The 25,409-nt window shown below is 45.4% G+C and carries 25 protein-coding genes; 1 reads left to right on the forward strand and 24 read right to left on the reverse strand.

Annotation, left to right across the window (positions count from 1 at the left end; all coding sequences use genetic code 11):
- Positions 1-2: 2 nt before the first annotated feature.
- From yabN to metG, 17 genes are all read right to left on the reverse strand, one after another.
- Entirely contained in the window at positions 3-1,466 is a 1,464-nt protein-coding gene (gene yabN / locus QMA04_RS17525) for a bifunctional methyltransferase/pyrophosphohydrolase YabN (protein WP_290187215.1), read from the reverse strand.
- On the reverse strand, positions 1,463-3,067 hold the full coding sequence (locus tag QMA04_RS17530; RefSeq protein WP_191716921.1) for a putative polysaccharide biosynthesis protein: 1,605 nt from the start codon (positions 3,065-3,067) through the stop codon (positions 1,463-1,465). The genes yabN and QMA04_RS17530 overlap by 4 nt, the downstream gene beginning before the upstream one ends.
- Positions 3,068-3,142: 75 nt before the next feature.
- The gene (mfd, locus tag QMA04_RS17535; RefSeq protein ID WP_290187216.1) at positions 3,143-6,676 is read right to left on the reverse strand and encodes a transcription-repair coupling factor; all 3,534 of its coding nucleotides are present in this window, start codon (positions 6,674-6,676) and stop codon (positions 3,143-3,145) included.
- 68 nt (positions 6,677-6,744) lie between these two features.
- Positions 6,745-7,308 carry an aminoacyl-tRNA hydrolase gene (gene pth / locus QMA04_RS17540; protein ID WP_191716919.1) on the reverse strand — a complete coding sequence of 188 codons (564 nt, stop codon included), beginning with the start codon at positions 7,306-7,308 and terminating at the stop codon, positions 6,745-6,747.
- 105 nt (positions 7,309-7,413) lie between these two features.
- The gene (locus tag QMA04_RS17545; protein WP_191716918.1) at positions 7,414-8,061 is read right to left on the reverse strand and encodes a 50S ribosomal protein L25/general stress protein Ctc; all 648 of its coding nucleotides are present in this window, start codon (positions 8,059-8,061) and stop codon (positions 7,414-7,416) included.
- A gap of 113 nt (positions 8,062-8,174) precedes the next feature.
- Complete coding sequence (locus tag QMA04_RS17550; protein WP_006830759.1) at positions 8,175-9,137, reverse strand: ribose-phosphate diphosphokinase; 963 nt, start codon at positions 9,135-9,137, stop codon at positions 8,175-8,177.
- Positions 9,138-9,152: 15 nt separating this feature from the next.
- Positions 9,153-10,526 carry a bifunctional UDP-N-acetylglucosamine diphosphorylase/glucosamine-1-phosphate N-acetyltransferase GlmU gene (glmU, locus tag QMA04_RS17555; protein ID WP_290187217.1) on the reverse strand — a complete coding sequence of 458 codons (1,374 nt, stop codon included), beginning with the start codon at positions 10,524-10,526 and terminating at the stop codon, positions 9,153-9,155.
- A gap of 244 nt (positions 10,527-10,770) precedes the next feature.
- Entirely contained in the window at positions 10,771-11,055 is a 285-nt protein-coding gene (spoVG, locus tag QMA04_RS17560) for a septation regulator SpoVG (RefSeq protein ID WP_191716916.1), read from the reverse strand.
- A gap of 214 nt (positions 11,056-11,269) precedes the next feature.
- Complete coding sequence (locus tag QMA04_RS17565) at positions 11,270-11,647, reverse strand: RidA family protein (RefSeq protein ID WP_290187218.1); 378 nt, start codon at positions 11,645-11,647, stop codon at positions 11,270-11,272.
- 1 nt (position 11,648) lies between these two features.
- Positions 11,649-12,476: a pur operon repressor gene (gene purR, locus QMA04_RS17570; protein ID WP_290187219.1), complete on the reverse strand. Its 828-nt coding sequence runs from the start codon at positions 12,474-12,476 to the stop codon at positions 11,649-11,651.
- A 57-nt stretch (positions 12,477-12,533) separates the two neighbouring features.
- On the reverse strand, positions 12,534-13,397 hold the full coding sequence (ispE, locus tag QMA04_RS17575; protein ID WP_191716913.1) for a 4-(cytidine 5'-diphospho)-2-C-methyl-D-erythritol kinase: 864 nt from the start codon (positions 13,395-13,397) through the stop codon (positions 12,534-12,536).
- 147 nt (positions 13,398-13,544) lie between these two features.
- Entirely contained in the window at positions 13,545-13,808 is a 264-nt protein-coding gene (veg, locus tag QMA04_RS17580; RefSeq protein ID WP_006830753.1) for a biofilm formation stimulator Veg, read from the reverse strand.
- Positions 13,809-13,971: 163 nt separating this feature from the next.
- The gene (gene rsmA / locus QMA04_RS17585) at positions 13,972-14,850 is read right to left on the reverse strand and encodes a 16S rRNA (adenine(1518)-N(6)/adenine(1519)-N(6))-dimethyltransferase RsmA (RefSeq protein ID WP_203341420.1); all 879 of its coding nucleotides are present in this window, start codon (positions 14,848-14,850) and stop codon (positions 13,972-13,974) included.
- On the reverse strand, positions 14,847-15,407 hold the full coding sequence (rnmV, locus tag QMA04_RS17590; RefSeq protein WP_290187220.1) for a ribonuclease M5: 561 nt from the start codon (positions 15,405-15,407) through the stop codon (positions 14,847-14,849). Before rnmV ends, rsmA begins: the two co-directional genes overlap by 4 nt.
- Before the next feature lie 115 nt (positions 15,408-15,522).
- Positions 15,523-16,884, reverse strand: a complete 1,362-nt coding sequence (locus QMA04_RS17595; protein ID WP_290187221.1) for a resuscitation-promoting factor — start codon at positions 16,882-16,884, stop codon at positions 15,523-15,525.
- A gap of 77 nt (positions 16,885-16,961) precedes the next feature.
- Entirely contained in the window at positions 16,962-17,738 is a 777-nt protein-coding gene (locus QMA04_RS17600) for a TatD family hydrolase (protein ID WP_191716909.1), read from the reverse strand.
- Positions 17,739-17,939: 201 nt separating this feature from the next.
- On the reverse strand, positions 17,940-19,898 hold the full coding sequence (gene metG / locus QMA04_RS17605; protein WP_191716908.1) for a methionine--tRNA ligase: 1,959 nt from the start codon (positions 19,896-19,898) through the stop codon (positions 17,940-17,942).
- 335 nt (positions 19,899-20,233) lie between these two features.
- Between metG and QMA04_RS17610 the strand changes: the two genes are divergently transcribed.
- Positions 20,234-20,512 (forward strand): transition state genes transcriptional regulator AbrB, encoded by a 279-nt coding sequence (locus tag QMA04_RS17610; RefSeq protein ID WP_006830747.1) that lies wholly within the window; start codon positions 20,234-20,236, stop codon positions 20,510-20,512.
- A gap of 235 nt (positions 20,513-20,747) precedes the next feature.
- On the opposite strand, the gene rsmI is transcribed toward QMA04_RS17610, so the two are convergent.
- The 7 genes from rsmI to QMA04_RS17645 all read right to left on the reverse strand — a co-directional run bounded on the left by rsmI (position 20,748) and on the right by QMA04_RS17645 (position 25,338).
- A complete protein-coding gene (rsmI, locus tag QMA04_RS17615; RefSeq protein WP_290187222.1) occupies positions 20,748-21,617 on the reverse strand; it encodes a 16S rRNA (cytidine(1402)-2'-O)-methyltransferase in 870 nt (289 codons plus the stop codon).
- A complete protein-coding gene (locus QMA04_RS17620) occupies positions 21,614-21,883 on the reverse strand; it encodes a GIY-YIG nuclease family protein (protein ID WP_203341416.1) in 270 nt (89 codons plus the stop codon). The genes rsmI and QMA04_RS17620 overlap by 4 nt, the downstream gene beginning before the upstream one ends.
- Positions 21,870-22,607, reverse strand: a complete 738-nt coding sequence (locus QMA04_RS17625) for a tRNA1(Val) (adenine(37)-N6)-methyltransferase (RefSeq protein WP_290187223.1) — start codon at positions 22,605-22,607, stop codon at positions 21,870-21,872. The genes QMA04_RS17620 and QMA04_RS17625 overlap by 14 nt, the downstream gene beginning before the upstream one ends.
- A 98-nt stretch (positions 22,608-22,705) precedes the next feature.
- Positions 22,706-23,065, reverse strand: a complete 360-nt coding sequence (gene yabA, locus QMA04_RS17630) for a DNA replication initiation control protein YabA (RefSeq protein ID WP_191716904.1) — start codon at positions 23,063-23,065, stop codon at positions 22,706-22,708.
- Between the two features lie 11 nt (positions 23,066-23,076).
- Complete coding sequence (locus tag QMA04_RS17635; RefSeq protein ID WP_191716903.1) at positions 23,077-23,889, reverse strand: PSP1 domain-containing protein; 813 nt, start codon at positions 23,887-23,889, stop codon at positions 23,077-23,079.
- A 3-nt stretch (positions 23,890-23,892) separates the two neighbouring features.
- On the reverse strand, positions 23,893-24,885 hold the full coding sequence (gene holB / locus QMA04_RS17640) for a DNA polymerase III subunit delta' (RefSeq protein ID WP_203341414.1): 993 nt from the start codon (positions 24,883-24,885) through the stop codon (positions 23,893-23,895).
- Positions 24,886-25,008: 123 nt separating this feature from the next.
- On the reverse strand, positions 25,009-25,338 hold the full coding sequence (locus QMA04_RS17645; protein WP_290187224.1) for a cyclic-di-AMP receptor: 330 nt from the start codon (positions 25,336-25,338) through the stop codon (positions 25,009-25,011).
- Positions 25,339-25,409 lie beyond the last annotated feature (71 nt).

Genomic DNA, 25,409 nt, shown 5'->3' on the forward strand with positions numbered 1-25,409 from the left:
GGTCAGTCTTCCTTTCTTGCCAACAGTTTGGCTTGGTTCCAAAATTCATCCAGCTGCTCCAATGTGTAGTCGCTGAAGTTTCCGGTTCCTTCTTCTACTTGCTGTTCCACGTAGCGGAAACGTGTTTGGAATTTACGGTTCGCCTGCATCATCGCTTCTTCCGGTGACAAATCGAAGAACCGGGCAAGGTTCACCAAGGTAAACAATAAATCGCCGAGTTCGTCCAATTGGCGGGCTTTGGAACCTTTCGCCACTTCCTGTTGGAACTCCTGCAATTCTTCATGGAATTTATCCCATGCACCTGCAGCATCCGGCCAGCTGAAACCAACTTTCGCCGCTTTTTTCTGGTAATTGAACGATGTGGTCAAGGAAGAACTGAAGCGGTCCTGCCCTGCCAATAAAGAATCTGCAGCCGGTTTTTCCTGTGCTTTGATTTCCTGCCAATTAGCGACAACCTGATCAGATTCTTCAGCCGTCACATCACCAAAGACATGTGGATGGCGGCGGATCATTTTGGCGCTGATGGATTCGAGCACATCCTCCAATTGGAAGTAGCCGTTGTCCTGCCCGATTTGTGCGTGCAGGAACACTTGCAGCAACACATCCCCCAATTCATCGGCAATCGCATCATCGTCACCTTCCCGAATCGCCTGAAGCAGCTCATGGGCTTCTTCGATCAAATATGGGCTCAGTGACTCATGCGTTTGCTCACGGTCCCACGGACAGCCTTCAGGACTTCTCAGCTTCGCAATGATGCTGCGGAAAGTCTGCCATTCTTTCAGACGCTGCGTTTGTTCCTCTGCGGGTGGCACGTAGACGGTCGTCAAGTTGTTGACTTCTGTCGAGCGGTCCAATTCATGAAGCGGTACGGTACGCAGCACTTCGTCTGCAGATCCGGCCGCTGTCACGATGGTCACCGGATAATCATCGGGGTATTTTTCCATCAACGTCAATTTGACTTCGGATGCGCTGAAGCTGTCATAAACTTGGGCAATCAGCAAATGCTGTGTCATGTTCACTTGATCGCTTGTCATTTCCGTGCCGTCCATCAATTGGAAACCTTCAATTGGATCAATGCGTAGCGCACCGAACAGCGAATCCAGGAAACTATGTCCGCCTTCGACAGCTAATTTGCAACGCCCCTGCTTTTCCGCTCCAATCAGGTTTTGCACGGTCTGCTCCGCCACTAATGGATGGCCCGGCACTGCATAGATCACTGCGGCCTGTTGGGACAGGCCGATCAGGGTTTCCGCAATTTCTTCATAGACCGGGCTGAAGCTATCGTGTTTTTCATAAACGGCATCAAAGCTCTGGAATGTTACGCCTTCTTCCCCAAGCTCTGTCAATACCGGGTGATCTGCGGTCCTTACGTATAAATTTTCTGCAGCTTTCAGCTTTTTATAGACACCCAGCGGCAATTGATCTAAATCTCCGGCACCGAGGCCGATTATGTGAATGGTGTTCATCGCTTCTCACCTTTTTTCTTTGAATTTATTGCTAATTGCAGTCCGGCCAGTTTGCGGCCGAACGGAATGATATACCATTCCTTTTCTGTAATGATGCGGCTTCTTGCAATTAGGGCCATGAATACCCCAGCACCTAGCGGAATGGCCGTTGCCGTAGTCAGAGCAGCGCCTAAGCGGCTTGATAAGCCATCAAACAGATAGCTGTCCGCCAAAAACGACCAGCCCAGCACGACTGCAGACATCGCCGCAGCGGCGCCAAAAAGCCAAGCATAATAGGTCCACGGTGCAAACTGCAGCGGCCAGACTTTTTTGAAATAAAACAGCAAGCCAGCGACAATCACAGCAAGGCCGATATTTCCTGCAACCGCCGCTCCAGCTACTCCCCATACTGGAAGCAGCAGCCAATTGGCGACGACTTTCACCGCTAACCCCATGATCAGCAGCAGAGCCGGAACCCTCACCTTACCGAAGCCATGCAGCATTGCCGTCATAATCAGCAGCAAGGACATCCAGACAATCTGCCAGCTGAAGATGATTAAAGCACCCGATTGTTCGCGTGTCTGGAACAGCATTTCATTAACATAAGGCATGACGAAAGTCAGCCCCACTGCAGCAGCGAATGCAAACAGGAACGATACACGGAAAGCTAACCTGGCGTACATTTCAGCTGGCCTGCCGCTGTGTTTTCGGGAAGTCCGCGCCACTAAAGGCACAATCGCCAAAGTCAGCGAAGTGGCAATCAAAATACCGAATTGCACCAATGGCTGGCCCCGGTCATAAATGCCTTTCTGCTCCATGGCTGCAAGCCGCGACATGCCGCTTGCTTCCAATAGACGGAAAACGGTAAACGAATCCACCAGCTGGAACAGCAGCAGGATCAAGGAACTCATGCTGACGCTTATACTGACGGCAGTCATTTCCTTGATGATTGGCCAAGTACGGATTGCGGAAGTATTCCTCAACATCTTTGAATGTCCGCGGAAATAGAGCAGCAGCAGAATCACGGCCCCAAGTCCTCCGGCAACCGCGCCCAGCATCGCCATCTGCCCTGCAGCATACAGTGAAAAACCGCTTGAAACAACAACCCACGTACCGAGTAAAATGACGGATACGCGCAGCCCTTGCTCCACCACTTGGGCGTAAGCAACCGGTGCCATATCATTGCGCGACTGGAAATGGCCTTTCAGCACGGCGAGCGGCGCCATCAGTAAGACTGAAAACGAACCGACTTTCAACAATTGATCCAATTGCCTGTCGCCCATCCATCCCGCCAGCAGTTCCGCACCCAAAAACAACAGCAGGAAAACGGTAAAGGAAATGATGGCTACATACATGAAAGCGACACGCAGAATGGCACCGTGGTCTTGCCTGCTGTTATCCGCCAACAATTTGGAAACTGCTACCGCAAAGCCGTAGGAAGTCCAGATGCCGAAAATAGCGACAAACGGATAGACCTGCTGGTAGATATAGAAGCCCTGGTCTCCGACGAGGTTTTGGAAAGGCACCCGGTAGACCGCGCTCAGCAGCTTCACGATAAATCCAGCAATCGTCAGCAGCACAGCGCCTTTCATAAATGATTTCATTGTGCCTTCATTGTTCACCGGATCCACTCATCTCTTACTTATAGTGACTTTATGTGTTGGGAAAAAGGATTTTACCATTATACACCCTTTAACTTAACTAACCGGCTTCTCTTCACGGAGCGATTCCGGCAATAGTTTGATCATGCCTTCCAATACATCGAACGGATGCAGTTTCTTGGTTTTATTTTCATCAATAGACATGACCAGCTGCTGGCCCGCCATGCTGAACCCGACTGCGCGGCCATAGGCGGCAGATTCCTCCACCACTTTGCCGCCATTGATGCTGGCTGTGCCTTTTTCAGTCAAACGGATGGTTACGACTTTGCCATGTTGCTTGATCGATTCCACTCCTACTTGGCGCGCCCATACTTTCATGCGGGCAATGCGCAGCAAGCGGTCGGTTTCATTCGGCATATCGCCGAAACGGTCGATCAATTCATCCTGCAGCTCGATCATTTCTTCTTCCGTCTCTATGCCTTTGACACGTTTGTACATCTGAATCTTCTGGTAGCCATCGCTGATATAGGAATCCGGAATATAAGCATCGATGTCCAACGCAATTTCAATTTCCGGCACCACTTCTTTTTTGACTCCTGACTGGCGTTCCTCAATGGCTTCCTGCAGCATCTGTGAGTACAGGTCAAAGCCGACAGAATCAATAAAGCCATGCTGCTGCGAACCGAGCAGATTTCCCGCTCCACGGATTGTTAAATCACGCATAGCGATTTTGAAACCGGAGCCGAGCTCTGTGAATTCCTTGATTGCCATTAAGCGTTTTTCCGCCACATCCGTCAGCACTTTGTCGCGCTGGTACATAAAGTAAGCGTAGGCCACACGGCTCGAACGCCCGACACGTCCGCGCAATTGGTAGAGCTGCGACAAGCCCATGCGGTCGGCATTGTAGACGATCAGCGTATTGACGTTTGGAATATCAATACCGGTTTCGATAATAGTGGTCGTCACCAGGACATCATAATCGCCGTCCAGGAATCCGAGAATGACGGATTCCAGTTCGGTCTCACTCATTTGCCCATGGGCATAACCGACGCGGGCCTCCGGAACCAGTTGTTGAATTTCTTCTACTTTCCGCGTCATATCATCTACACGGTTGTACAAATAAAATACTTGTCCGCCGCGTGCCATTTCACGTTCGATGGCTTCGCGCACAAGAGCGCCGTTATGCTCCATGACGTAGCTTTGCACAGGGAACCGGTTGGCCGGCGGCGTTTCAATAACTGATAAGTCGCGCACACCGATCATCGACATATGAAGCGTCCGTGGAATCGGCGTTGCAGTCAGCGTCAGGACGTCCACATTGGTCTTCATTTGTTTGATCTTTTCCTTATGGGTGACGCCAAATCGCTGCTCTTCATCAATGATCAATAATCCTAAGTCTTTATACTGCATATCCTTCGACAAAATCCGGTGCGTACCAACAACAACATCCACCGAGCCATTCTTCAAGCCTTTAACGGTTTCGGTCTGTTGTTTTTTGGAGCGGAAACGGCTCATCAAACCAACGGTGATCGGATAATCTTTGAATCGTTCACTCATTGTTTCAAAATGCTGTTGGGCCAATATCGTTGTGGGCACCAGGAACGCCACTTGTTTGCCGTCCAATACCGCTTTGAAAGCCGCGCGGATGGCCACTTCAGTTTTTCCGTAGCCCACATCCCCGCAAATCAGGCGGTCCATAGGCCGTTCGTTTTCCATGTCACGTTTTACTTCATTTATGGAACGCAATTGATCGACGGTTTCCTCGTAGGGGAATTCCGCTTCGAATTGGCGCTGCATATCCTGCTCTTCAGAAAATGCAAACCCTCTTAACGCTTCCCGTTCTGCGTAAAGTTTGATCAGGTCATCCGCAATATCCTGTACGGCTGCAGACACTTTCGTCCGGGTCTTCTTCCATTCGGCGCCGCCCATTTTATGCAGTTTCGGTTCTTTTTCTTCAGACGCGATGTATTTTTGAATCAAATCGATTTTATCGACCGGCACAAATAATTTGTCGTCCGCTTTATAGACAATATGAAGGTAATCTTTGTGGACTCCTCCGCTTTCCAGCGTTTCGATGCCTACAAAACGGCCAATGCCGTGATGGATGTGAACGATGTAATCGCCCGGTTTGATTTCAGAATAACTCTTGATGCGTTCCGCATTCGTCAGCTTTTGCGCGCGTGTTTTCTTTTTCGGTTGCTGCTTGAACAATTCCGAATCGGTAATAACGGTCAAGCGCTGCAGCGGCATTTCAAATCCGGTCGACAATTCACCATCGACCAAATAGATTTTGCCGCCTTGGATTTCTGTTGAAGGTAAGGCAATTTCAGCTTCCATATCGTAATCTGCCAAAACGTCTCGTACTTTCTGCAGGCGATCGTCTCCCTGCGCCACGATAAAGATCTGGAACTTCCCTAAAGTCCAACGCTCCATTTCTGCTTTCAGCAAATGCATTTGGCCATGGAAGGATTGCATCGGCTTACAGGAAAAGGCAATCGACTTCTTAACCGAAACCATAGGAAATGTCCGTACGAATAAAGACAGGAACGTTACTTGCTGTTGAAGCTTCGACATGATTTCGCGGAATGTATACGTTAACGAAACGTCATGAAGAAACTTGCCTTCTTCCAGCAACGAAACGATCCAATCGCCTTCTTCACGTTCCAGCGTATCTGTCATTTCCTGAATCCGACCCAGTTCATCAAAAAAGACCAGTCCATTTCCCGGGAAATAATCACCTAGAAAGGCCGTTTGGGTATCAATCAACGAAGCATATTTGGCTAACTGCTCGGGAGTTTCACCTTGCTTCAATAAATCAATGTCATGTTGGACATGCTGAAGCATCAATGTTTTCGTATCGTCAGCTTTTATCTTCTTCAAGCTTGTTGCCAGTTTTGCTTCCAGTTTCCCTGCCAGGGCGATGCGTTGGTCTTTCGACAGCACCAATTCGCTGGCTGGCAAAATGCACAGTGACTGGACTTTTTCGAGAGAACGTTGGTCTTCAGCTGAAAATAGCCGCAATGAATCCACTTCTGTATCGAATAATTCAATACGCACCGGATGTTCCAGGTTAAGCGGATAAATATCCAAGATTCCGCCTCGGAGTGCGAATTCACCAGGGGTGGTCACCATTGGCGTACGGGAATAGCCCATCGCCACTAATTTCAACAACCATTCGTCTGTATCCAGTTCTTCACCTTCTGAAATCCGAAGTGTAGCGTAATCCCATTGTTCTTTCGTTGGCAAGAGCTTACGCATTCCCGCAACCGGTGTGATGTACACGCCTTTGCCTATGCTCTTCATGTGATCCAGCGTATCAATTCGGTGGGCCCGTAGTTCAGGACCCGAGAAAGACACTTCTGCGGCAATCAACTCTTCCGCTGGGTAAAGGTGAACCTGCTCTTCCCCGATCAAACGCACCAAATCATCGTATACGCGCTGCGCATGCAATAAATTTGGCGTCACAATCAATAACGGGTTTTCCGTTTCAGACCAGATGGTTTGGTAGAAAATCGGCCGTGCACTGCCCGATAAACCCGAAATCAGTTGATGGTCCTGCCCTTTTTTCAAATCAGCTATAAATTTCTGTGTATGGGTATCCTCCGAAAAGGTTTGTAAAATGTGGTTCATTCAACTTCCTCCTTCCAAAACATATAAGAAACAGAAAAAAGCTCTGAACGCCCAATGCGTCAAAGCGGTTATGCTCCATTAAATTGATTCATTACTTCTACATACGGTTTTGACAACCATGTCTCACAGGCTGCCGCGCTTTTCTTAATAGCGTCATCCACTTCCGGCCTTTCCTCTTTCGAGAATCGCTGCAGCACATAATCCGGCACTTTCATACCTGCAGGCGGACGGCTGATGCCAATGCGCAACCGGTTGAATTCTTGGCTGCCTAAATGCTGAATCAATGATTTGATGCCATTATGTCCACCAGCGCTGCCTTTTTGGCGCAAACGCAACTGCCCGGTCGGCAAATCAAGATCATCGTAAATGACAATGATGTCTTTTAGAGCGACATCGTAATATTCCATTAACGCACTGACGCTTTCCCCGGACAAATTCATATAAGTCAATGGCTTCAAGAGTATCACTTTGCCCTCAGGCCTATGGGTCACGGAATACATGCCCTTGAATTTGGATTGCGTCAATGGTGCGTTCCATTGAGCAGCCAAATAGTCAATAACTTTAAAGCCAATGTTATGGCGTGTATCTTCATATGCTTTACCTGGATTTCCCAGGCCAATAATCAGTTTCATACCCATCTTCCTTTGCTTTTTCACTGCCTTCTATTTTACCATAACCAATCTTGAAACAAAAAAATAGGGACTGTCTCTCGACAGCCCCTTATTTCTTGTTCGTATTTACGCTTCTTTGTTTTCTTCAGAATCTTCGCTGCCAACCACTTCTGGTTCTGCATCTTCGTCAGATACAGTTTCAAGCTCGTCCAATTCTTCTTGAGTACGAGGAGCTGTTACAGAAACAAGGATAAAGTCATCTTCGTCCAAGATTTCGTAAGATACAGTTCCACGGATATCGCCCACTGTGATTGTTTCGCCAATCGCCAGTTCAGTGGTATCCACTTCCACAGCATCCGGAATATCAGAAGGTTTCACACGAACATTTACTTCACGGTTCGGTTGTGTGATAAAGCCGCCTTCTTTTTCGCCTACAGATTCGCCAGTCAAGTGAACAGCTACTGCCACTTCAAGCTCATCGGACATATTGATTGCCAAAAAGTCGACATGCTTAAAGCTTCCTTTTAGGGCGTCCATTTGATAATCGCTCAAGACAACATTTATAGTCTTGCCGTCGATTTCCAGGTTGATTACGCCATTACGTCCAGATTCACGCAAAGTTTTAATTAAGTCAATTTCAGAAACAGTTACAGGTGTTGTTTCGGTTTGGAAACCGTAGACGACGCCCGGTACATTTCCTTTCGAACGAAGTTCGGTCAAAGCAGAATTCTTATTGCTGCTTTCTCTTTTTTGTGCGGTCATTTTTACAGTCATTACTTTCAGCCTCCAGTTATATTAAAAGTACATAATCACGATAGGTACATAATATGTATATACCCGTTCTTTGTATTTATGAAACATGGAGCATAGAAAGAAATTGTTGATGATCAATCAAAAAGAGTGCTGACTGATTTTTGTTCGTGTACACGGACGATTGTTTCAGCCAATAGACGTGCTACGGACAACTGTTTGATTTTAGGAGATTTCTTTTCTTCAGGCAATGCAATCGAGTTGGTGATGATCAATTCTTTGATAACTGAATCATTGATGCGTTGTACGGCAGGTCCAGAAAGTACTGGATGTGTACAGCACGCATAAACTTCTTTCGCTCCACTTTCAATTAACGCGCTGGCAGCAATTGAGATCGTACCGGCCGTGTCAATGATGTCATCGATGATGATGGCCGTTTTGCCTTCTACATTACCGACGATGTTCATGACTTCCGCAACATTCGGACGTGGGCGTCGTTTATCAATGATTGCAATTGGTGCTTTCAGACGGTCTGCCATTTTGCGTGCGCGTGTTACCCCGCCGTGATCCGGCGAAACGATGATGACATTTTCCAAATCAATGCCGCTCTCGTTAAGGAAGTAATCAGACAGCAATGGGACAGCCACCAAATGGTCAATCAAAATATCAAAGAATCCTTGAATTTGAGGAGCATGGAGGTCCAAAACAATAACGCGTGTAGCTCCAGCAGTTTCCAATAAGTTTGCTACCAATTTCGCTGTAATCGGTTCACGTGAACGGGCTTTACGATCCTGGCGTGCGTAGCCGTAGTATGGAATTACAACATTGACCGTACGGGCAGAAGCACGTTTGACGGCATCGATCATGATCAGCAGTTCCATCAAGTTCTCATTGACAGGCTGAGATGTCGATTGCACGATAAATACATCGTAACCGCGAATACTTTCTTCGATATTAATCTGGATTTCCCCATCGCTGAAATGTGTAACTGAACTTTTCCCAAGCGGAATGCCTGCGTGTTCAGAAATTTCTTCAGCCAGCTCCTGGTTCGAATTCAATGAAAAGATTTTCAATTTTGAGTTTGCATTTTGATAGCCCATTAGGTGTGAACCCTCCTATTTTTTACCGTTCAGTTTGTTTGCATAGCCTTCTTTATTTTCCTGGCGCGCGCGAGCAATCGCCAATGAATCCTCAGGTACATCTTTGGAAATGGTTGAGCCTGCAGCTACATAAGATCCTTTGCCTACAGTGACCGGTGCAATCAGATTCGAGTTGCAGCCGATAAAGGTATCATCTTCAATAACGGTCTGAAACTTATTTTTCCCGTCGTAATTCACTGTGATGGTTCCACAGCCGATATTCACGCCAGTGCCAACTTGAGCATCGCCAATATAGCTCAAGTGGGAAACTTTGCTGTCGTTTCCGACTTCTGATTTTTTGACCTCGACAAAATTGCCGATTTTCACGTCATTGCCCAAAACAGTCTGTGGACGAATGTGTGCAAATGGTCCTACAGCTGTATCCGTGCCGATGCTGCTGTCATGGATTTCAGAACTGCGGATTGCTGTACGGTCGCCGATGACACTGTTGACAATATGGGTATTGGAAGAAATGATGCAGTCTTCTCCAATTTTCGAATTGCCGTCAATCGTGACATTCGGATGGATAATGGTGTCTGCTCCAATTTCAGCTTGTGCACTGATGTAAGCAGTCGCAGGATCGATAATGGACACTCCGGCTCTCATGTGCTTTTCAGCAATCCGTTTGCGCATGATGCCTTCAGCCTGACTCAATGCTACACGGTCATTTACACCCAATGTTTCATCAAAGCTGTCTGTCGCATAAGCCGCAACGATTTCACCTTGTTTTTGAAGGATCTCAATTACGTCAGGCAAATAATATTCACCTTGAACGTTATCGTTGGAAACCAATTTCAATGCTTCAAATAATGCTTTATTGTCAAAGCAATAAGTGCCCGTATTGATTTCTTTTACTTGCTGCTCTTCTGGGGATGCATCTTTCTGCTCGACAATCTTTTCAACAATGCCTGCACTGTTGCGAAGAATGCGTCCGTATCCAGTCGGATTCTCGGCAATCGCCGTCAAAATTGTTGCTTTCGCCTGCGTTTCCGCATGTTGGTCAAGCAAAGCCTGCATTGTTTCCGGACGGATCAAGGGCGTATCGCCACAAACAACCAATGTCGTTCCTTCCAGTCCTTCAATCAATGAAGCTGTCTGTTGTACGGCGTGTGCCGTACCCAATTGTTCCGCCTGTAAGGCATATTCACTTTTATCGCCCAGTTGCTGCTGCACTTTTTCAGCGCCATGTCCGACAACCGTGACAATTTTTTCAACGCCGAGCTGTTCGACATTTCCTGTTACATGCTCGACCATCGGCATGCCGCAAACCGGATGAAGCACTTTATACAGTTTCGACTTCATTCGTGTGCCTTGGCCAGCCGCTAAAATTACTGCATATGTATTTGCCATTCCTTACCCCTCCTTTTAATCCGATAGAATTCCTTTTTCACAATCCTATCCAGTCATTTCTTCTATTGCTTGATAGATCCAGTTTTCAGCTGGCTATGTCAATTAAAAAATTCGCTTTTCCTTATTGACTATAGCGGAAAAACCTTGATTTTTCAAGGTTTCAGAGCATGACAATACCATGACAAAAAAAGTCAAACAAAAAAAGAGCCCTTATTATGAAAGAAGGCCCTTTGATTCAGCTCTATTAAACGCTGGCATTTTCCAATACCGCTTCGTTTTCACTTTGCTCATATGCAGTTAAGACAGCTTCTTGAAGCTTGGTACGCGCGCTCGAGTTGATCGGGTGTGCAATATCCCGAAATTCTCCATCCGGAGTTCTTTTGCTCGGCATTGCGACAAACAAGCCGTCATTTCCATCAATCACTCGAATGTCATGGATGACGAATTCGTTGTCTAGCGTGATAGAAGCGATTGCTCTCATTCGGCCATCGGTTTGTACACGTCGTAATCTCACATCTGTTACTTCCATTCTCTTCATCACCCCTTATCTCAGCTGCTATTTTTCATTCCTAATTATGGGTATTCGCCATAAAGGACTAATCTCCTTCATAATTTACAAAACTTATTAGAAAATTTGCTCAATGGAACAAAAAAACGAAAAGACGGCTGAGTTCATCGGCAAAAAAATACAGGCAAGCCCATGGTTGATGGGTTTGCCTGTATCCTTTAACCAAAAAAGCTATTTAGCTGTTCACTTTTGCAATAACTTCGATTTCCACTTTTACGTCTTTTGGCAAACGCGCCACTTCGACAGTTGAACGCGCCGGTTTATGGTCTCCGAAATACGCTGCATAAATTTCATTCATTTCTGCAAAATCGTTCATGTCTTTAATGAAGACAGTTGTTTTGATTACTTCACCAAGAGAAGAGCCCGCTTCCGCAAGAACCGCTTTCAGGTTTGAAAATACCTGATGCGTTTGGTCAGCAATTGTACCCTCAACCAATTCGCCGGATGCCGTTAGTGGAATTTGACCTGAACTGTATAGAATTCCTCCTGAAACCACGCCTTGTGAGTAAGGGCCAATCGCTGCTGCCGCTTTGTCTGTCGCTACGTAATTCATATTAAATTCCTCCATTTTCAAAGTAGTTTCCTTCTTCTAATGCAATGGTGCGTTCTTTTTCACTGACTTCATGCAATTTAACAAGAGACAGGTATTTTTCAACCAGCCGCTCATCCGAATGCTCCGCCTCTACAAGGACTGCAACACCCGCTAACGTGCATTCGAACTCTTCCAGCAGATTCTTCATGCCGTTCATCGTTCCGCCGACTTTCATGAAGTCATCGGTGATGAGTACACGTTGGCCGCTCTTCATGCTGCGTTTGGATAACACCATGGTCTGTATGCGGCGGGAAGATCCTGATACATAATTGATGCTGACTGTAGAGCCTTCCGTCACTTTGCTGTCTCTTCGGACAATGACTACCGGCACATTCAAATGGCGGGCAATCGCATGGGCAATCGGAATGCCCTTTGTAGCTACCGTCATTATGACATCAATTTTGGCATCAGCAAATGCCGTCGCAAATACTTTTCCGACACGGTTCATCATTTCCGGGTTGCCCAGTACATCCGTCATGTATAAATAGCCGCCCGGCAACAATCTGTCGGAATGGCTCAACTCTTCCATCAAGTCTGCCATAACGGCTTTGATGTCTGTAGCCTGCAACCTGGGAATATACTTAACACCGCCCGCTGCCCCCGGAACCGTCATCAATAAACCCGTTCCTTTTTCTTCGAATGTTTCTTTGACAATGCCCAAATCTTCACTGATGGAAGACTTAGCGGATTGGTACAGATCCGAAAAATACGTCAGCGGAATCAATTTATGCGGGTGTTCCAATAAAAATTGTGTCATATCAACAAGCCGTTCACTGCGCTTCCACTTCAAAACTACCCTCTCCTAAACACGAATGATTTATAGAAAACTTACCATAAATGTACGTATTTAAGCAAGCAGCTCCCGTTCGCCGATCAAGCGTACTGCATATACTTCCGAACAAAAGCCCCGTAAGCCATTATAAATCCGCGGAATGCGCGCTTCTTGATGGACCAGGCCAAAAACTGTAGGTCCGCTGCCGCTCATCAAGACAGCATCTGCTCCAAATTTTTTCATCTGTTCTTTTATCTGTTCCACTTCCGGATACAATTTCAACGTAACACTTTCCAACGCATTTCCTAAATTAGCACACATCGCTTCATAATCGCCTTCATTGAGTGCCCGAATCATCCCTTCTGTATCTGGATGCTGTGCAGATTGGACATCAAATGCACCATAGACATCAGCTGTAGAAACGCCAATTGTCGGTTTTGCCAAGATAACCCAGCAATTCGGCGGAGTCGGCAATTCCTGGATGATCTCACCACGGCCTCTGGCTAATGCGGTACCGCCATAAACGCAGAAAGAAACATCCGATCCAATTTTGGCACCCAGTTCCGCCAGCTCATCAAGCGACAGGTTCAATTGCCAAAGTTTGTTCAGGCCTTTTAATGTGGCAGCTGCGTCACTGCTGCCGCCGGCTAATCCTGCTGCTACCGGGATTTTCTTATCCAGGGAAATAATGACGCCGGTCTTTATATTGAACGTATCTTTAATCAATTGTGCCGCCTGGTAGGCCAGGTTGCGGGAGTCGTTCGGCACAAAACGGTCTGCAGACTGAATATGTATCCCTTTTGCTGTTCCCATCAATCCAATGCGGTCCGATAAATCCACAGTTGTCATGATCATTTCAATTTCATGGTAATTATCCGGACGTTTATGTAAAACATCAAGTGTTAGGTTAATCTTGGCAGGTGCTTTCACGTAGAGCATCTCACTGCCTCCTTTATATTCTGATGAAGACTATTTTAACATACCGCGAGGCAATGGAAAGCAAAGTGCTGGCAGAAACAAAAAAACTCGCCTTCCGCTTGATTAAGCAGTAGCAAGTTTTGAAGAATCTTATAAAATGTAGTTCAATTATTTCACGACAAGTGCATCTTCTGTTCCTTCGTACACAGTAATTTCTACCGCTTCAGTTAAGATGTCTGCGTAGCTGTAAGACACGCGTTCAAATGCATGCTCTTCTTGATCAAGCTCAATCACAAACACAGAGTGATATGTTTCGCGCAGGATTCCAGCACGTTCGACCGTTTTCTTGCGACCTCCGTTTGCCTTTAAAAGCAATCGTTTTCCTAAATGCAGATCCAACGATTTTTTAATATCCGCCAAAGTTTTGGGCATTTTGTCTACACCTCACTATAGACAAAATTCTACCATAATTTATTGAAATAGTCAAGCAAATTCCTAATTTTATCAGCGTCTATCCGTTTATGTCAATATTTTTTTATTCGAAATATCTTTATCCCGAAATAAGTTGTGCCGATATTGTAACAGAATGCCGATATTAGTGGAAATAAGCGTATAATTTGTCGGCCAATAAGCCAAATTCTTTAATGGTCAAGGTCTCTCCGCGCCGTGCCGGATCGATTTCCGCTTCTTCCAACGCTTTTAAAATCAGTTCTTTCTTTTCTTTGCCAAGCGGCATCGCAACTTGAAGGTTGTTTAAAATAGTTTTTCTTCGTTGAACAAACGACCCTCTCGTTACGCTAAAGAAGAAGTCTTCATCAATCACTTCCACTTCCGGCACTTCCCGTTTAGTCATGCGGATGACAGCGGAATCTACATTCGGCTGCGGCAGGAAAACAGATTTGGGAACAGTCAACGCCATTTCAGCCTGTGTATAGTACTGGATAGCGATAGAAAGAGATCCGTATGCCTTTGTTCCAGGTTTGGCTGTAATGCGCTCAGCCACCTCTTTTTGAAGCATAACGACCATGCCTCGGATCGGCAGCTTTTCCAGCAATAGTTTTAAGATGATGGGTGTCGTAACGTAATAAGGCAGATTGGCTACAACGACAATGTCGTCATACCCTGCCAATTCGTTGTCGATGGCTGCCTGTACATCCGTTTTTAGAATATCGGCATGAACGATAGAAATATTGTCGTAAGGAGAGAGTGTGTCGTCAAGAACCGGCAGCAGACGCTGATCGATTTCAAAAGCCAGTACTTTCCCTGCTTCTCTTGCCAAGTGCTCCGTCAAAGCACCAATACCCGGACCGATTTCAATGGCAGCAGACTGTTTTGTCAGTTTCGCCTGTCCAACGATTTTACGTAAAATATTGGGGTCGATCAGAAAGTTCTGCCCCAGACTTTTCTTCACTTTTAAATTGTATTTTGCCATAATCTGCTGTGTCCGGATGGGTGTAGCAATATCTTTAGTCATTGGTTTTCCTCCTGAATTAACGCTTGTACCGCTTTGATGAACTGGTCTTTCGAGATACCGAACATGTGAAGCCGCTTTTGGAGCTGCTTACCGTTCGTATAGCCGATTTGCAGAGTGTTGCCGAGTTGTATACGGCGCTGCTTCGCTTTAGGATGGGCGACAAGTCCGGCATCGATCAAGTCTTCCATTGTAATCTCTACAGGACGCTCTTCCTGAAGCGGCGTATAGACGGCCTGCAAGGCTTCTCGGATGTCTTCATCGCGAGCATGCTCGATCCCTAAACCTTTGCCGTTTTTAGCAATCGTTTTTTCCTTCGCCAAAAATGCATGTTTCGCCTGAGGCACATGTTCTTCAATAATAGCACGGATCCGCCGCCCGGGATAATCAGGATCTGTAAAAACAATGACCCCTCTCTTTTGTTGGGCATGAGCAATGCGCTGCAGCGTTTCTGTTGAAATCGCCGAACCATTTGTTTCTATTGTATCTGCAATGACAGCTCGTTTGATTGCTACCGTATCGTCTTTTCCTTCAACTACTATAATTTCGTTTATTTTCATTTATTCTTTTCCTCTTTTCAAGCTTCTTGTTTTATTCTACACGTTGGCGGGTAGACATGTAAAAAGCTTTCCCGGGAAATATCCCAGGAAAGCCTGTAGTGGAATGGTTTGTAGATTAGTTAAGTACTCTCACTTTTACTTGTTTGCGCCCAAATGACAATGCATCGGATTTATTGGCCATGAACAAATCGATTTTATTGCCTTTGATTGCTCCGCCTGTATCGCCTGCGATTGCGTTGCCGTAACCTTCAACCCATACTTTAGAGCCTAGCGGAATAACGCTAGGATCTACTGCAATTACTTTAAGGCCTGGATTGGCATGCAGGTTGATGCCTGTCGCTGTAATGCCCGAGCATCCCGTGCAGCTTGCTGTATAAGCTGTAGCTGACACGTAGAATTCTTTACCGCCTGCTGGCTCTTCAGCTGGTTGGGCTTTTGCCGGTTCAGCTTTTGCTGGTGCTGGCGTTGCTGCTTTTTCAACAGAAGCCGTTTTCACTGCTGCTTTCTCCTGCTTTTTCTCTTGTGCAGGAGCTGCCTGTGTTGCAGGTGTTGCTTTTGCTGCTGGTGCCGCTTTTGTTTGAGCCCCACGTGAGACGCTGGCTACAACTGTCTTCGTACCGACTGCCGTTACTTGCTTGGTTGGTTCTTTTACAACTTTTTCGTTTTTAAGATCACGTTTTACTTCTTTACCGTTTTCTTTGATTACTTCATACGTTTTTTTAACTACACCATTTGCGCCTTTTTGAACGACTTTTTCGTTGCCTTTAAGCAATGAATCGTCTTTTTTTGTCTCTACTGCATATTTCACAGTATCTTCGACTACATCGGTGACCTTTTCAACACGAACCACTTTGACTTTTGAATTTGGAAGAACCAGTTCGTCCATTTCTTTTTCCACTCGGTCAAGTTTGCCTAAAGAAACTTTATGTTGTTTTAAAAAGTCAGCGACCGTAGTCGAAGTAGACCATACTTTCTTTTCATTAAGACCGTCTTGAATAGTAACTTCATAGGCTTTTTCAACTGAAATGGTTGTTTCTTCATCTACTTGTTCATCCAAAGCAGGTGATACCTTGTCATGTTTTGTAAGTTCAACATCCGCTTTAGCTAAAATTTCGGACACTGTATTTTCAGTTGTCCATGCAGAAGTAGCTTTTCCATCAACTGTTACGTTATATTGTTCTGCTGCATCCCACTCGAGTGCCAAATCTTCATTGATCGGCGTTTCCTTTGAATGGCTTAAGAAATCATGTTCTCCAGCTTCGATTTCCTGTTCCTCCAAAAATGCTCCAACTGTTTCTGCATGTGTTCTTACTTCTTCCTGTTCACCATTCGCTGTTACGGTAACAGTATTTTTTGTACCTTCATATATAGCAAAAGTTAAAACCGCTGCGAACAACAATACAGTTGCGATTGTGACCGCCAATGATTTACCTTTGAATATTTTTGATGAATTGGTATTATTTGCTTCATTTGACAAAAATAACTCCTCCTTCTTCACCTGAGTGATTATATGGGCTCATTTCCAATGTGTCAATCAATACGAATTTCTCAATTTCACTTTATTTGAGAAAGCTTATAAAACTTTTCTGCGTTTTGTGTTGTCGCTTTGGCGACCTCTTCTACTGAAATTCCTTTCAATCGCGCAATTTCTTCCGCAACCAATGGCACATAAGATGGTTCGTTTCTTTTTCCCCGGTAGGGATGGGGAGCTAGATATGGAGCATCTGTCTCAATCATCAAGTGATCAAGTGAAATCAACTCGGCCACTTCTTTCGGCTTTTTGGCATTTTTGAATGTTACGGGTCCGCCAAGCGAAATCATGAAGTTCATTTCTATACTTTCACGGGCCGTCTCCACACTGCCACTAAAGCAATGCATGACACCGCCGATTTCTTTTGCGTTTTCTTCTCGAAGAATTGTCAGCACATCTTCTGTAGCTTCCCGGTTATGGATGATAATCGGCAATTTGACTTTTTTCGCCAACCGGATCTGCTTCCGGAAAATTTCCTGCTGTACTTCTTTTGGTGATTTGTCCCAGTAGTAATCCAATCCGGTCTCCCCGATTCCCACTACTTTTGGATGAGCAGCAAGCTCTTCAATCCATTTCAGATCTTCTTCAGTACAATCGATTGCATCAACTGGATGCCAACCAACTACCGCGAAGATGAATTCATAAGTTTCGGCCAAATCGATGGCCCGTTCGATCGTTTTTCGGTCGAAGCCGATGACTACCATTTTCTCCACGTGATTTTCTCTTGCGCGCTCAATGACTTGTACAAGGTCCTCATCATATTGGTCTGCATTTAAATGTACATGGGTATCGATAAACATCAATCATTCTCCTCACATTAAGCTTTATTCTAATGGTTCTACCTGTATCTTTCTTCACAGCAACATTACAATTAGGTAACAAAACATGTTAGTTCAATGTCAAAAGCGCTTTTTTCTCTGTAATACTGGGCATTAAAACCCACAAAAACAAAAAAAGACCCACTGATAACAGTGGGTCAAAACAGGTCTTTTCCAGTAATCTTATTTAATTTTCGAGCCGTTCGGGAGCTTTTCAGCGACCGATGCCAAAGTCAGATACCCGTCTTTTTCACCAGCCAGGATCATTCCTTGCGAGAGTTCGCCACGCAATTTCACCGGTTTCAAGTTCGCTACGACGACTACTTTTTTGCCGACCAGGTCAGCTGGTTTGTAATGTTCCGCAATACCGGACACCACTTGCCGCTGCTCGTAGCCCATGTCCAACTGAAGTTTCAGCAGTTTGGACGTTTTCGGCACAGCTTCACAATCTGTCACTGTCGCTACACGCAAATCCACTTTCGCAAAATCCTCAATCGCAATTTCTGGTACGTCCGGAACTTCCACGACCGCCGGTTCTTCTGCAGCAGGCGATTCAGTACCGCGCATTTGATCACGGATATATGCTACTTCCGGTTCCAGCTCAAGGCGCGGGAAGATTGGCGTTCCTTTTGACACGACTTGAGTGCCTCCAGGAATTTGGCCGAAGCTTTGAAGCGTATCCCAGCCAAGAGCTTCTTCTGTCAATCCAAGCTGCTCGATGATTTGTTTCGGTGCATTCGGTAAGAATGGCTGCAACATAACCGCAGTCATGCGAAGGCTTTCTGCCAAGTGCGCCATAACAGATGCCAATTGCTCTTTGGCAGCTTCATCTTTCGCCAATACCCATGGCTGTGTTTCATCAATGTATTTATTGGTCCGTGAAATCAATGCCCACACTTCACTTAAGACGATGCTGAATTGCATTCTTTCCATATGTTGCTCATAGACTTTTACCGTCTGCGCGGCTACACGTTGAAGTGGCCCGTCGAATTCGGTTTGCAGTCCGTTAATTTCAGGTATGGCTCCATCAAAGTATTTATTGATCATCGAGACTGTACGGTTCAATAAATTCCCCAAGTCATTAGCCAAATCAAAATTGGTGCGTTCCACAAACGACTCCGGTGAAAAGACGCCGTCAGAACCGAATGGCAATTCACGCAATAGGAAATAACGCGTTGCATCCAACCCATAACGTTCTACAAGCATTTCCGGATAAACGACATTGCCTTTGGATTTCGACATTTTGCCGTCTTTCATCATGATAAAGCCATGGGCGAAAACTTTCTTCGGCAAGGGCAGATCCAAAGCCATCAAGAAAATCGGCCAATAGATTGTGTGGAAACGGACGATGTCTTTGCCGACTACATGGACATCAGCCGGCCAGTATTTATTGAACAAGCTATCGTCTTCTGAGCCGTAGCCAAGAGACGTGATGTAGTTGGACAGCGCGTCAACCCATACATAAATGACATGTTTCGGGTCTCCAGGAACCGGAATTCCCCAATCAAAGGAAGTCCGTGAAACCGACAGATCCTCTAATCCCGGTTTGATGAAATTATTGATCATTTCATTTTTGCGTGATTCAGGCTCAATAAACTCTACGTTATTTTCGTAGTATTCCAAAAGACGGCCAGCGTATTTTTTCATGTTGAAGAAATACGATTCCTCTTTTACTTTATGGACTGGGCGGCCGCAGTCTGGGCAGTTGCCGTTATCCAATTGATTTTCCGTGAAGAACGATTCACAAGGTGTACAATACCAGCCTTCATATTCGCCTTTATAAATATCGCCATTGTCGAGGAACGTTTTGAAAATCCGCTCGACGCCTTCTTTATGGCGGTTCTCCGTAGTCCGGATGAAATCATCGTACGTAATATCCATAGTCGACCAAACTTTTTTAGCAGCCTCGGCCATGTCATCTACAAATTCCTGTGGCTCTTTGCCAGCTTCTTTTGCTTTTTCTTCAATTTTTTGGCCGTGTTCATCCATTCCGGTCAAAAACCGGACATCAAATCCACGCAAACGCTTATAGCGCACCATCGCATCAGAAGCGACTGTCGTATAAGCCGTTCCAATGTGGAATTTTCCGCTTGGGTAATAAATCGGTGTAGTTAAATAAAAGGTGTCTTTGTTAGCAGTCACGAAAAATTCCTCCAGTTTTTTAGTATAATCCTTATTTTAACGAAGTCCCCTATTTTGTACAATCTTTCAATTCGACAAAGCCATTTTCCAGTGAAATTCGACATTTTCCAGCTAATGCTGCGTCGTTTTTTTAGGGCTTCCTATACAACTATGTCAAAATTATGACTTCAAAACTCATGAATATCAAAAATATGATACATCTTATAAAATTTCATTATAAATTCGATAGTTTTTTATTGACCTAATTGCCAGTAGTTGGTATGATTTATGACAGGAAGTGGTAAATGTCGAATTTTGACGAATACACCCGATAAAATAAAAGGAGGACTATTATTATGAAATCAACAGGTATCGTTCGGAAAGTTGACGAATTAGGGCGTGTAGTTATTCCAATCGAATTGCGTCGTACTTTGGGAATCGCAGAGAAAGACGCTTTGGAAATTTACGTAGATGATGACAAAATTATCTTGAAAAAGTATTTACCAAACATGACTTGTGCAGTTACAGGCGAAGTATCAGACGACAACATGCAATTGGTTGGCGGCAAATTGATCTTAAGCACTGAAGGCGCAGAAATGCTGGTAAAAGAGATCCAAAACAACTTAAAGAAGTAAGATAAAAAAAACCAGGAAGCTAGTGCATCCTGGTTTTTTTGATGCTTGCAAAATACGCTGCCGTTTTCTAGCACTAAGCTCCAGTGCAGGGGCTAAACGGCTGCTTCCGCTTTTCTTTGTCCAGCTTCAGCAACCAGCCCCTCGAGTCGCTTCAGCCTAACTAGAAATGGCAAAGAACGCCATTCCCGGTTAGGCTTCCAGCGCTTGTCGGAGCTAAACGGCTGCTTCCGCTTTTCTAGGTATGATAAGCCTGGTAAACTTCCCGTTTCGACAATTGGCGTTCAATGGCCGCTTCTTTAATGGCCTCTTTGGATGTCAGGTTTTTGGTTTCCATCAGCTGGTCCACGTGTTCTTCGATGGATAAACTTTCCCACCACTTTACGTTCTCCAAAGGCTCTGGATCTGCATTGCCTTCCAACACCAAACAAAATTCTCCGCGGATTTCATTTTCTTCAGCCCAGATTACCGCTTCTTCAATAGTGCCTCTCAGAAACTCTTCGAATTTCTTTGTCACTTCGCGTGCCAAAGTGATTTTCCGTTCGTTACCGACCGTTTTTTGCATGCTCTTCAAGCTTTCTTTCAGACGGTGAGGTGCTTCGTAAAAGATCAGGGTTTCTTCTTTTTGGCTCAATACTTCCAACTCTGCTTGCCGCTCTTTTTTATTGCGCGATAAGAATCCGTAGAACAAAAAAGGCTGTGGCGAAATCCCTGAAGCAATCAGTGCACTGAGGGCTGCATTGGCTCCAGGAATCGGCACAACAGGAAAGCCTTCGGCAACCGCCCGTTTAACGATGTCTTCTCCTGGATCGGAAATACACGGCATGCCAGCATCGCTGACCAAAGCTACTGATTTGCCTTCTTCCAGGTACGAGAGGATTTTGAAGCCTCCGCTTTCCTGGTTATGTTCGTGGTAGCTGACTAATTTGGTCTGGATGTCAAAATAATTACAGAGGTTTTTCGTGTTGCGCGTATCTTCCGCTGCAATGATGTCCACTTCTTTTAAAATACGCAATGCACGGATCGTCATATCTTCCAGGTTGCCGATCGGAGTGGCCACCAAATACAAGGTGGGTTGTTGATGCTGGAAACTTTTTTGGGATTTCATTTGCCGTTCTCCTTTCCTTCAGCAATATAATGGATTTTCTGTGCCTTCGTTAACTGCTTGAAGGCATATTCCGCTTTCATTGCTGCCGGTTTCGTGTCGTAGCATTCGTGATGGATCAGCTTGGACGGCCCTTTGGCGCGTGTGTATTTCGCACCTTTTCCAGCGTTATGCGCCGCCAGCCGCTTTTCAAGGTTGTTGGTATAGCCAGCATAAAACGACCCGTCGGCACATTCCAGCACATAAAAATAATGATCACTGGCTGCCATATAACAATTCCCGCACTTCTTCGGTATACTCGCCGTCGTCTCCATAGACAATCAAAGGAGGCAAGATCTTTAAATCTGGTTTGCCGTCTTTAATGCCTTCAATCAACAAAGTATTGGCTTCCTTGCCCGCTTTCGGATATACAAGGCGGATCCGTTTCGGTTCTAAGCGATTCGCACGCATTGACGCAATCAAATCGATCAGACGGCCTGAACGATGGACAAATGCCGCTTTACCCCCTTGCTTCAACAATTGGCTCGCCGACAATACCGCCTCATCCAAAGTTAAGTGCAGCTCATGCCGCGCAATAGCCATGTGTTCACTGATATTTTTATCGCTCATTTCATGTGCTGGAAAATAAGGCGGGTTGCAGGTGACTACATCGTATTTTTCAAACCCAAGCTGCGCCGGCATATTTTTGACGTCGCCTTCAACAATTTCAATTTGCTGCTCCAAGCCGTTGTATTCCACGCTGCGGCGTGCCATATGCGCAAGCCGTTCCTGCAATTCTACGCCAATGATCCGTGATTCTGTACGGGCACTCAGAAACAACGGAATCGCTCCATTCCCTGTGCACAGATCTACAATGGTGCCACGCTTCAATGGAACATACGCAAAACGTGCCAATAATACCGCATCCAAAGAAAAGGAAAACACCGACGGACTTTGAATGATCCGCAGGTCTTCCGCCAATAAATAATCCAATCTTTCATCATCCACTAACATCTTTTCAACTCCTAGCATAACAAAAGGCTGCCGCCACACGAAGTGTCGGAAGCCTTTCTCTTTATTATCTTACAGACAGCTTTCTTCTGCCTTTATGTTCAGTTCTGTTTATTCAGGAACGATAAACAGAACAGGCAATCGTCGCCTTTTCGGGAACTGCCGAAATGTACATTGCAGACATGGTAGCCTTCATGATACAAGCGGGCTAAGTTATCATAGCCTTCACCAATATCCATAACAGCTTTTTTCAATTTCACCGGATCTACAGCAGCTACTTCCGGCACTGCTTGATGAAACTCATCCAACCGCGCGCGCAAATGATGATTCTCCAATTGCAGCGCATGATGTTCTTCCATCGTCCGAGCTACCACTGCTTTTAATTCGCTGAATTGTTCTTGCATGGATTGGAGTTGCTGTTCAAACTCCATTACCGTGTCCAAAAAATTCTTTTCCTTCACCTAAAACCACCTCACGCTCTCGTTCCTTGGCCCATTATCTCATCTAATGTGTATTCAAGTGTCTGTTCCTGCTCAGTCAATCGGATTTTCAACACCCGCTCTAAAATATTCATGCCTACAACACGGCCTTCGCCATCCGGTGTTGTTACTCGTGTACCGACATCCGGCATTTCTTTTTTCGCTGTTTCATACTCGTCATTCTCGTATTTTAAGCAGCACATTAAACGGCCGCATAAACCAGAGATTTTCGAAGGGTTCAGCGATAGGTTTTGATCTTTCGCCATTTTGATGGAAACCGGCTCAAAATCCCCTAAAAATGTTGAACAGCAAAGCATCCGCCCACAAGGACCGATACCGCCAAGCATTTTCGCTTCATCCCGAACGCCGATTTGGCGAAGTTCGATGCGTGTACGGAAAATGGAAGCCAAGTCTTTCACCAAGTTCCGGAAATCCACACGGCCTTCCGCCGTAAAGTAAAAAATGACTTTATTGCGGTCGAAAGTGTATTCGACATCTACCAATTTCATATCCAAGCGATGCTCTTCAATTTTGTCGGTTCCCAGTTCGAAGGCACGGCTTGCTTCCAAACGATTTTCTTCCACCTGGTGGCGATCGCGGTCAGTTGCCACTCTTACCACTTGTTTCAAAGGCAGAACTACATCGTTTTCTCCAACAGTTTTCGTTGGTACAACCACTTTTCCATACTCTACGCCTCGTGCTGTTTCCACAATGACGTAATCGTCTTTTTCAATCCCTAATGCACCTGGATCAAAATAATATATTTTACCCGCTTTCTTAAAGCGGACACCTATGACATTATACAATTGCTACCCCTCCTGCAGATTCAGCATTAACTGCTCCATCAACAGCGTCCGGTTCATATTGCGCGGCAATTGTTGTTTGGCCTGTAAAACGGCCTGCAACTGCTTCGACAATACCGTAAAAGAACGCTGGAGAGCCATCTGCTTCCAAGTTTCTTCCATGTCTGGATATGTTCGTGCAGTTTCAAGACCTGCTTTTACCGAAGCAATGTCCCGATATGCAAATAATAACATGTCCAGACCTCTTTCGGCATCTTCTTTTTCTTTAAATAATGGCAGCCATTCTGCTTGAAGCATCAAAAGAGCCTCATGAACATTGCTGCCAGCCACTTCCACCAGTTTCAACACGGTTTTTCTGGCCTGGGCAAATTGTTCATCTTGAGCCAACAAGACGGCTTCTTCTTCGCTTTGCGTCAGCATGCTGACAGTTGCAGCCATTGATCCAGTCATTCCATCTGCTATCAGTTTTTCCATAAGCTTGGGACGCGACAGCGGACGAAAAGAAACCAGTTGGCATCTGGAACGGATTGTGCTCATCAATGCATTGAGCCTCTCAGTCAATAGAATGGCTGTCACATTAAACTCAGGCTCTTCCAAAAACTTCAGCAAAGCATTGGCAGAAGAATTGTTCATGCGGTCTGCCTGTTCAATCACGTATATTTTACGGCCTGTATTCAAACCGGTTTTATTCAATTTGAAGATTAACTCTCGGATTTGGTCAATTTTTATGTTTTGGCCATCCGGTTCGATGAAAAGAACGTTGGTGTGGTTGCCGGAATTATAGAGCTGACAACTTCGACATGTTTCACATGGAACATTTTCCACAGGCGATTCACACAGCAGCAGCTTGACGAAAAAATGCGTAATTTCCGTTTTGCCAGAACCAGCCGGACCTTCAAACAGATAAGCGTGCGCTAACCGGTCTTTTGAATAAGCACCTTGGAGCCGCTTCATCACCACTGGCTGCATTTCCAAAAATTCATCAATTGTTTTTTGCACAAACTTCACCTTCAGACTTTGTAAAAAATCCCGTGTTCCGGTTGGAGCACGGGTTTTCTTTTATGGTACTGGCTGCCAGGCAGCCTTGTCATTTATTTACGAGACTTAACAGCGCACCTTTATTTAAAAATGATGGAATTGTTCAATCGGCAAGACGAAAATAGTCGCTCCGCCCACTTCAACTTCTACAGGATAAGGAATATACGAGTCAGCATTTCCACCCATCGGTGATACAGGCGCTACCATCTGTTCACGAGACCGGCAGTTTTCACGAATCAAATCCAGCAACTTCGGTACCAAGTCATCGTCTACACCAATTAAAAAGGTTGTATTCCCTGAGCGCAAAAACCCTCCTGTACTGGCAAGCTTGGTAGCCCGGAAATCATTTTTCGTCAACGCGTTGGATAATCGGTTACTGTCTTGGTCCTGTACAACTGCTACTACGAGTTTCATCAGCACTCACTCCTTTTGTCTTTCTTCTATATAAGTATAACATGAACAAAGATATACGCTGCATATCTTTC

The organism is Planococcus sp. APC 3900 (assembly GCF_030407735.1).
GTDB lineage: Bacteria > Bacillota > Bacilli > Bacillales_A > Planococcaceae > Planococcus > Planococcus notacanthi.

What these genes read in the sequence shown, in the direction of transcription:
- yabN (WP_290187215.1), bottom strand. Translation starts at nt 1,466, where the DNA reads ATGAACACCATTCACATAATCGGCCTCGGTGCCGGAGATTTAGATCAA.
- mfd (WP_290187216.1), bottom strand. Translation starts at nt 6,676, where the DNA reads ATGAACCACATTTTACAAACCTTTTCGGAGGATACCCATACACAGAAA.
- pth (WP_191716919.1), bottom strand. Translation starts at nt 7,308, where the DNA reads ATGAAACTGATTATTGGCCTGGGAAATCCAGGTAAAGCATATGAAGAT.
- QMA04_RS17545 (WP_191716918.1), bottom strand. Translation starts at nt 8,061, where the DNA reads ATGACTGTAAAAATGACCGCACAAAAAAGAGAAAGCAGCAATAAGAAT.
- QMA04_RS17550 (WP_006830759.1), bottom strand. Translation starts at nt 9,137, where the DNA reads ATGGGCTATCAAAATGCAAACTCAAAATTGAAAATCTTTTCATTGAAT.
- glmU (WP_290187217.1), bottom strand. Translation starts at nt 10,526, where the DNA reads ATGGCAAATACATATGCAGTAATTTTAGCGGCTGGCCAAGGCACACGA.
- spoVG (WP_191716916.1), bottom strand. Translation starts at nt 11,055, where the DNA reads ATGGAAGTAACAGATGTGAGATTACGACGTGTACAAACCGATGGCCGA.
- QMA04_RS17565 (WP_290187218.1), bottom strand. Translation starts at nt 11,647, where the DNA reads ATGAATTACGTAGCGACAGACAAAGCGGCAGCAGCGATTGGCCCTTAC.
- ispE (WP_191716913.1), bottom strand. Translation starts at nt 13,397, where the DNA reads ATGCTCTACGTGAAAGCACCTGCCAAGATTAACCTAACACTTGATGTT.
- veg (WP_006830753.1), bottom strand. Translation starts at nt 13,808, where the DNA reads ATGCCCAAAACTTTGGCGGATATTAAAAAATCGTTGGATCTGCATTTA.
- rsmA (WP_203341420.1), bottom strand. Translation starts at nt 14,850, where the DNA reads ATGACTAAAGATATTGCTACACCCATCCGGACACAGCAGATTATGGCA.
- rnmV (WP_290187220.1), bottom strand. Translation starts at nt 15,407, where the DNA reads ATGAAAATAAACGAAATTATAGTAGTTGAAGGAAAAGACGATACGGTA.
- QMA04_RS17600 (WP_191716909.1), bottom strand. Translation starts at nt 17,738, where the DNA reads ATGTTTATCGATACCCATGTACATTTAAATGCAGACCAATATGATGAG.
- QMA04_RS17610 (WP_006830747.1), top strand. Translation starts at nt 20,234, where the DNA reads ATGAAATCAACAGGTATCGTTCGGAAAGTTGACGAATTAGGGCGTGTA.
- rsmI (WP_290187222.1), bottom strand. Translation starts at nt 21,617, where the DNA reads ATGAAATCCCAAAAAAGTTTCCAGCATCAACAACCCACCTTGTATTTG.
- QMA04_RS17620 (WP_203341416.1), bottom strand. Translation starts at nt 21,883, where the DNA reads ATGGCAGCCAGTGATCATTATTTTTATGTGCTGGAATGTGCCGACGGG.
- QMA04_RS17625 (WP_290187223.1), bottom strand. Translation starts at nt 22,607, where the DNA reads ATGTTAGTGGATGATGAAAGATTGGATTATTTATTGGCGGAAGACCTG.
- QMA04_RS17645 (WP_290187224.1), bottom strand. Translation starts at nt 25,338, where the DNA reads ATGAAACTCGTAGTAGCAGTTGTACAGGACCAAGACAGTAACCGATTA.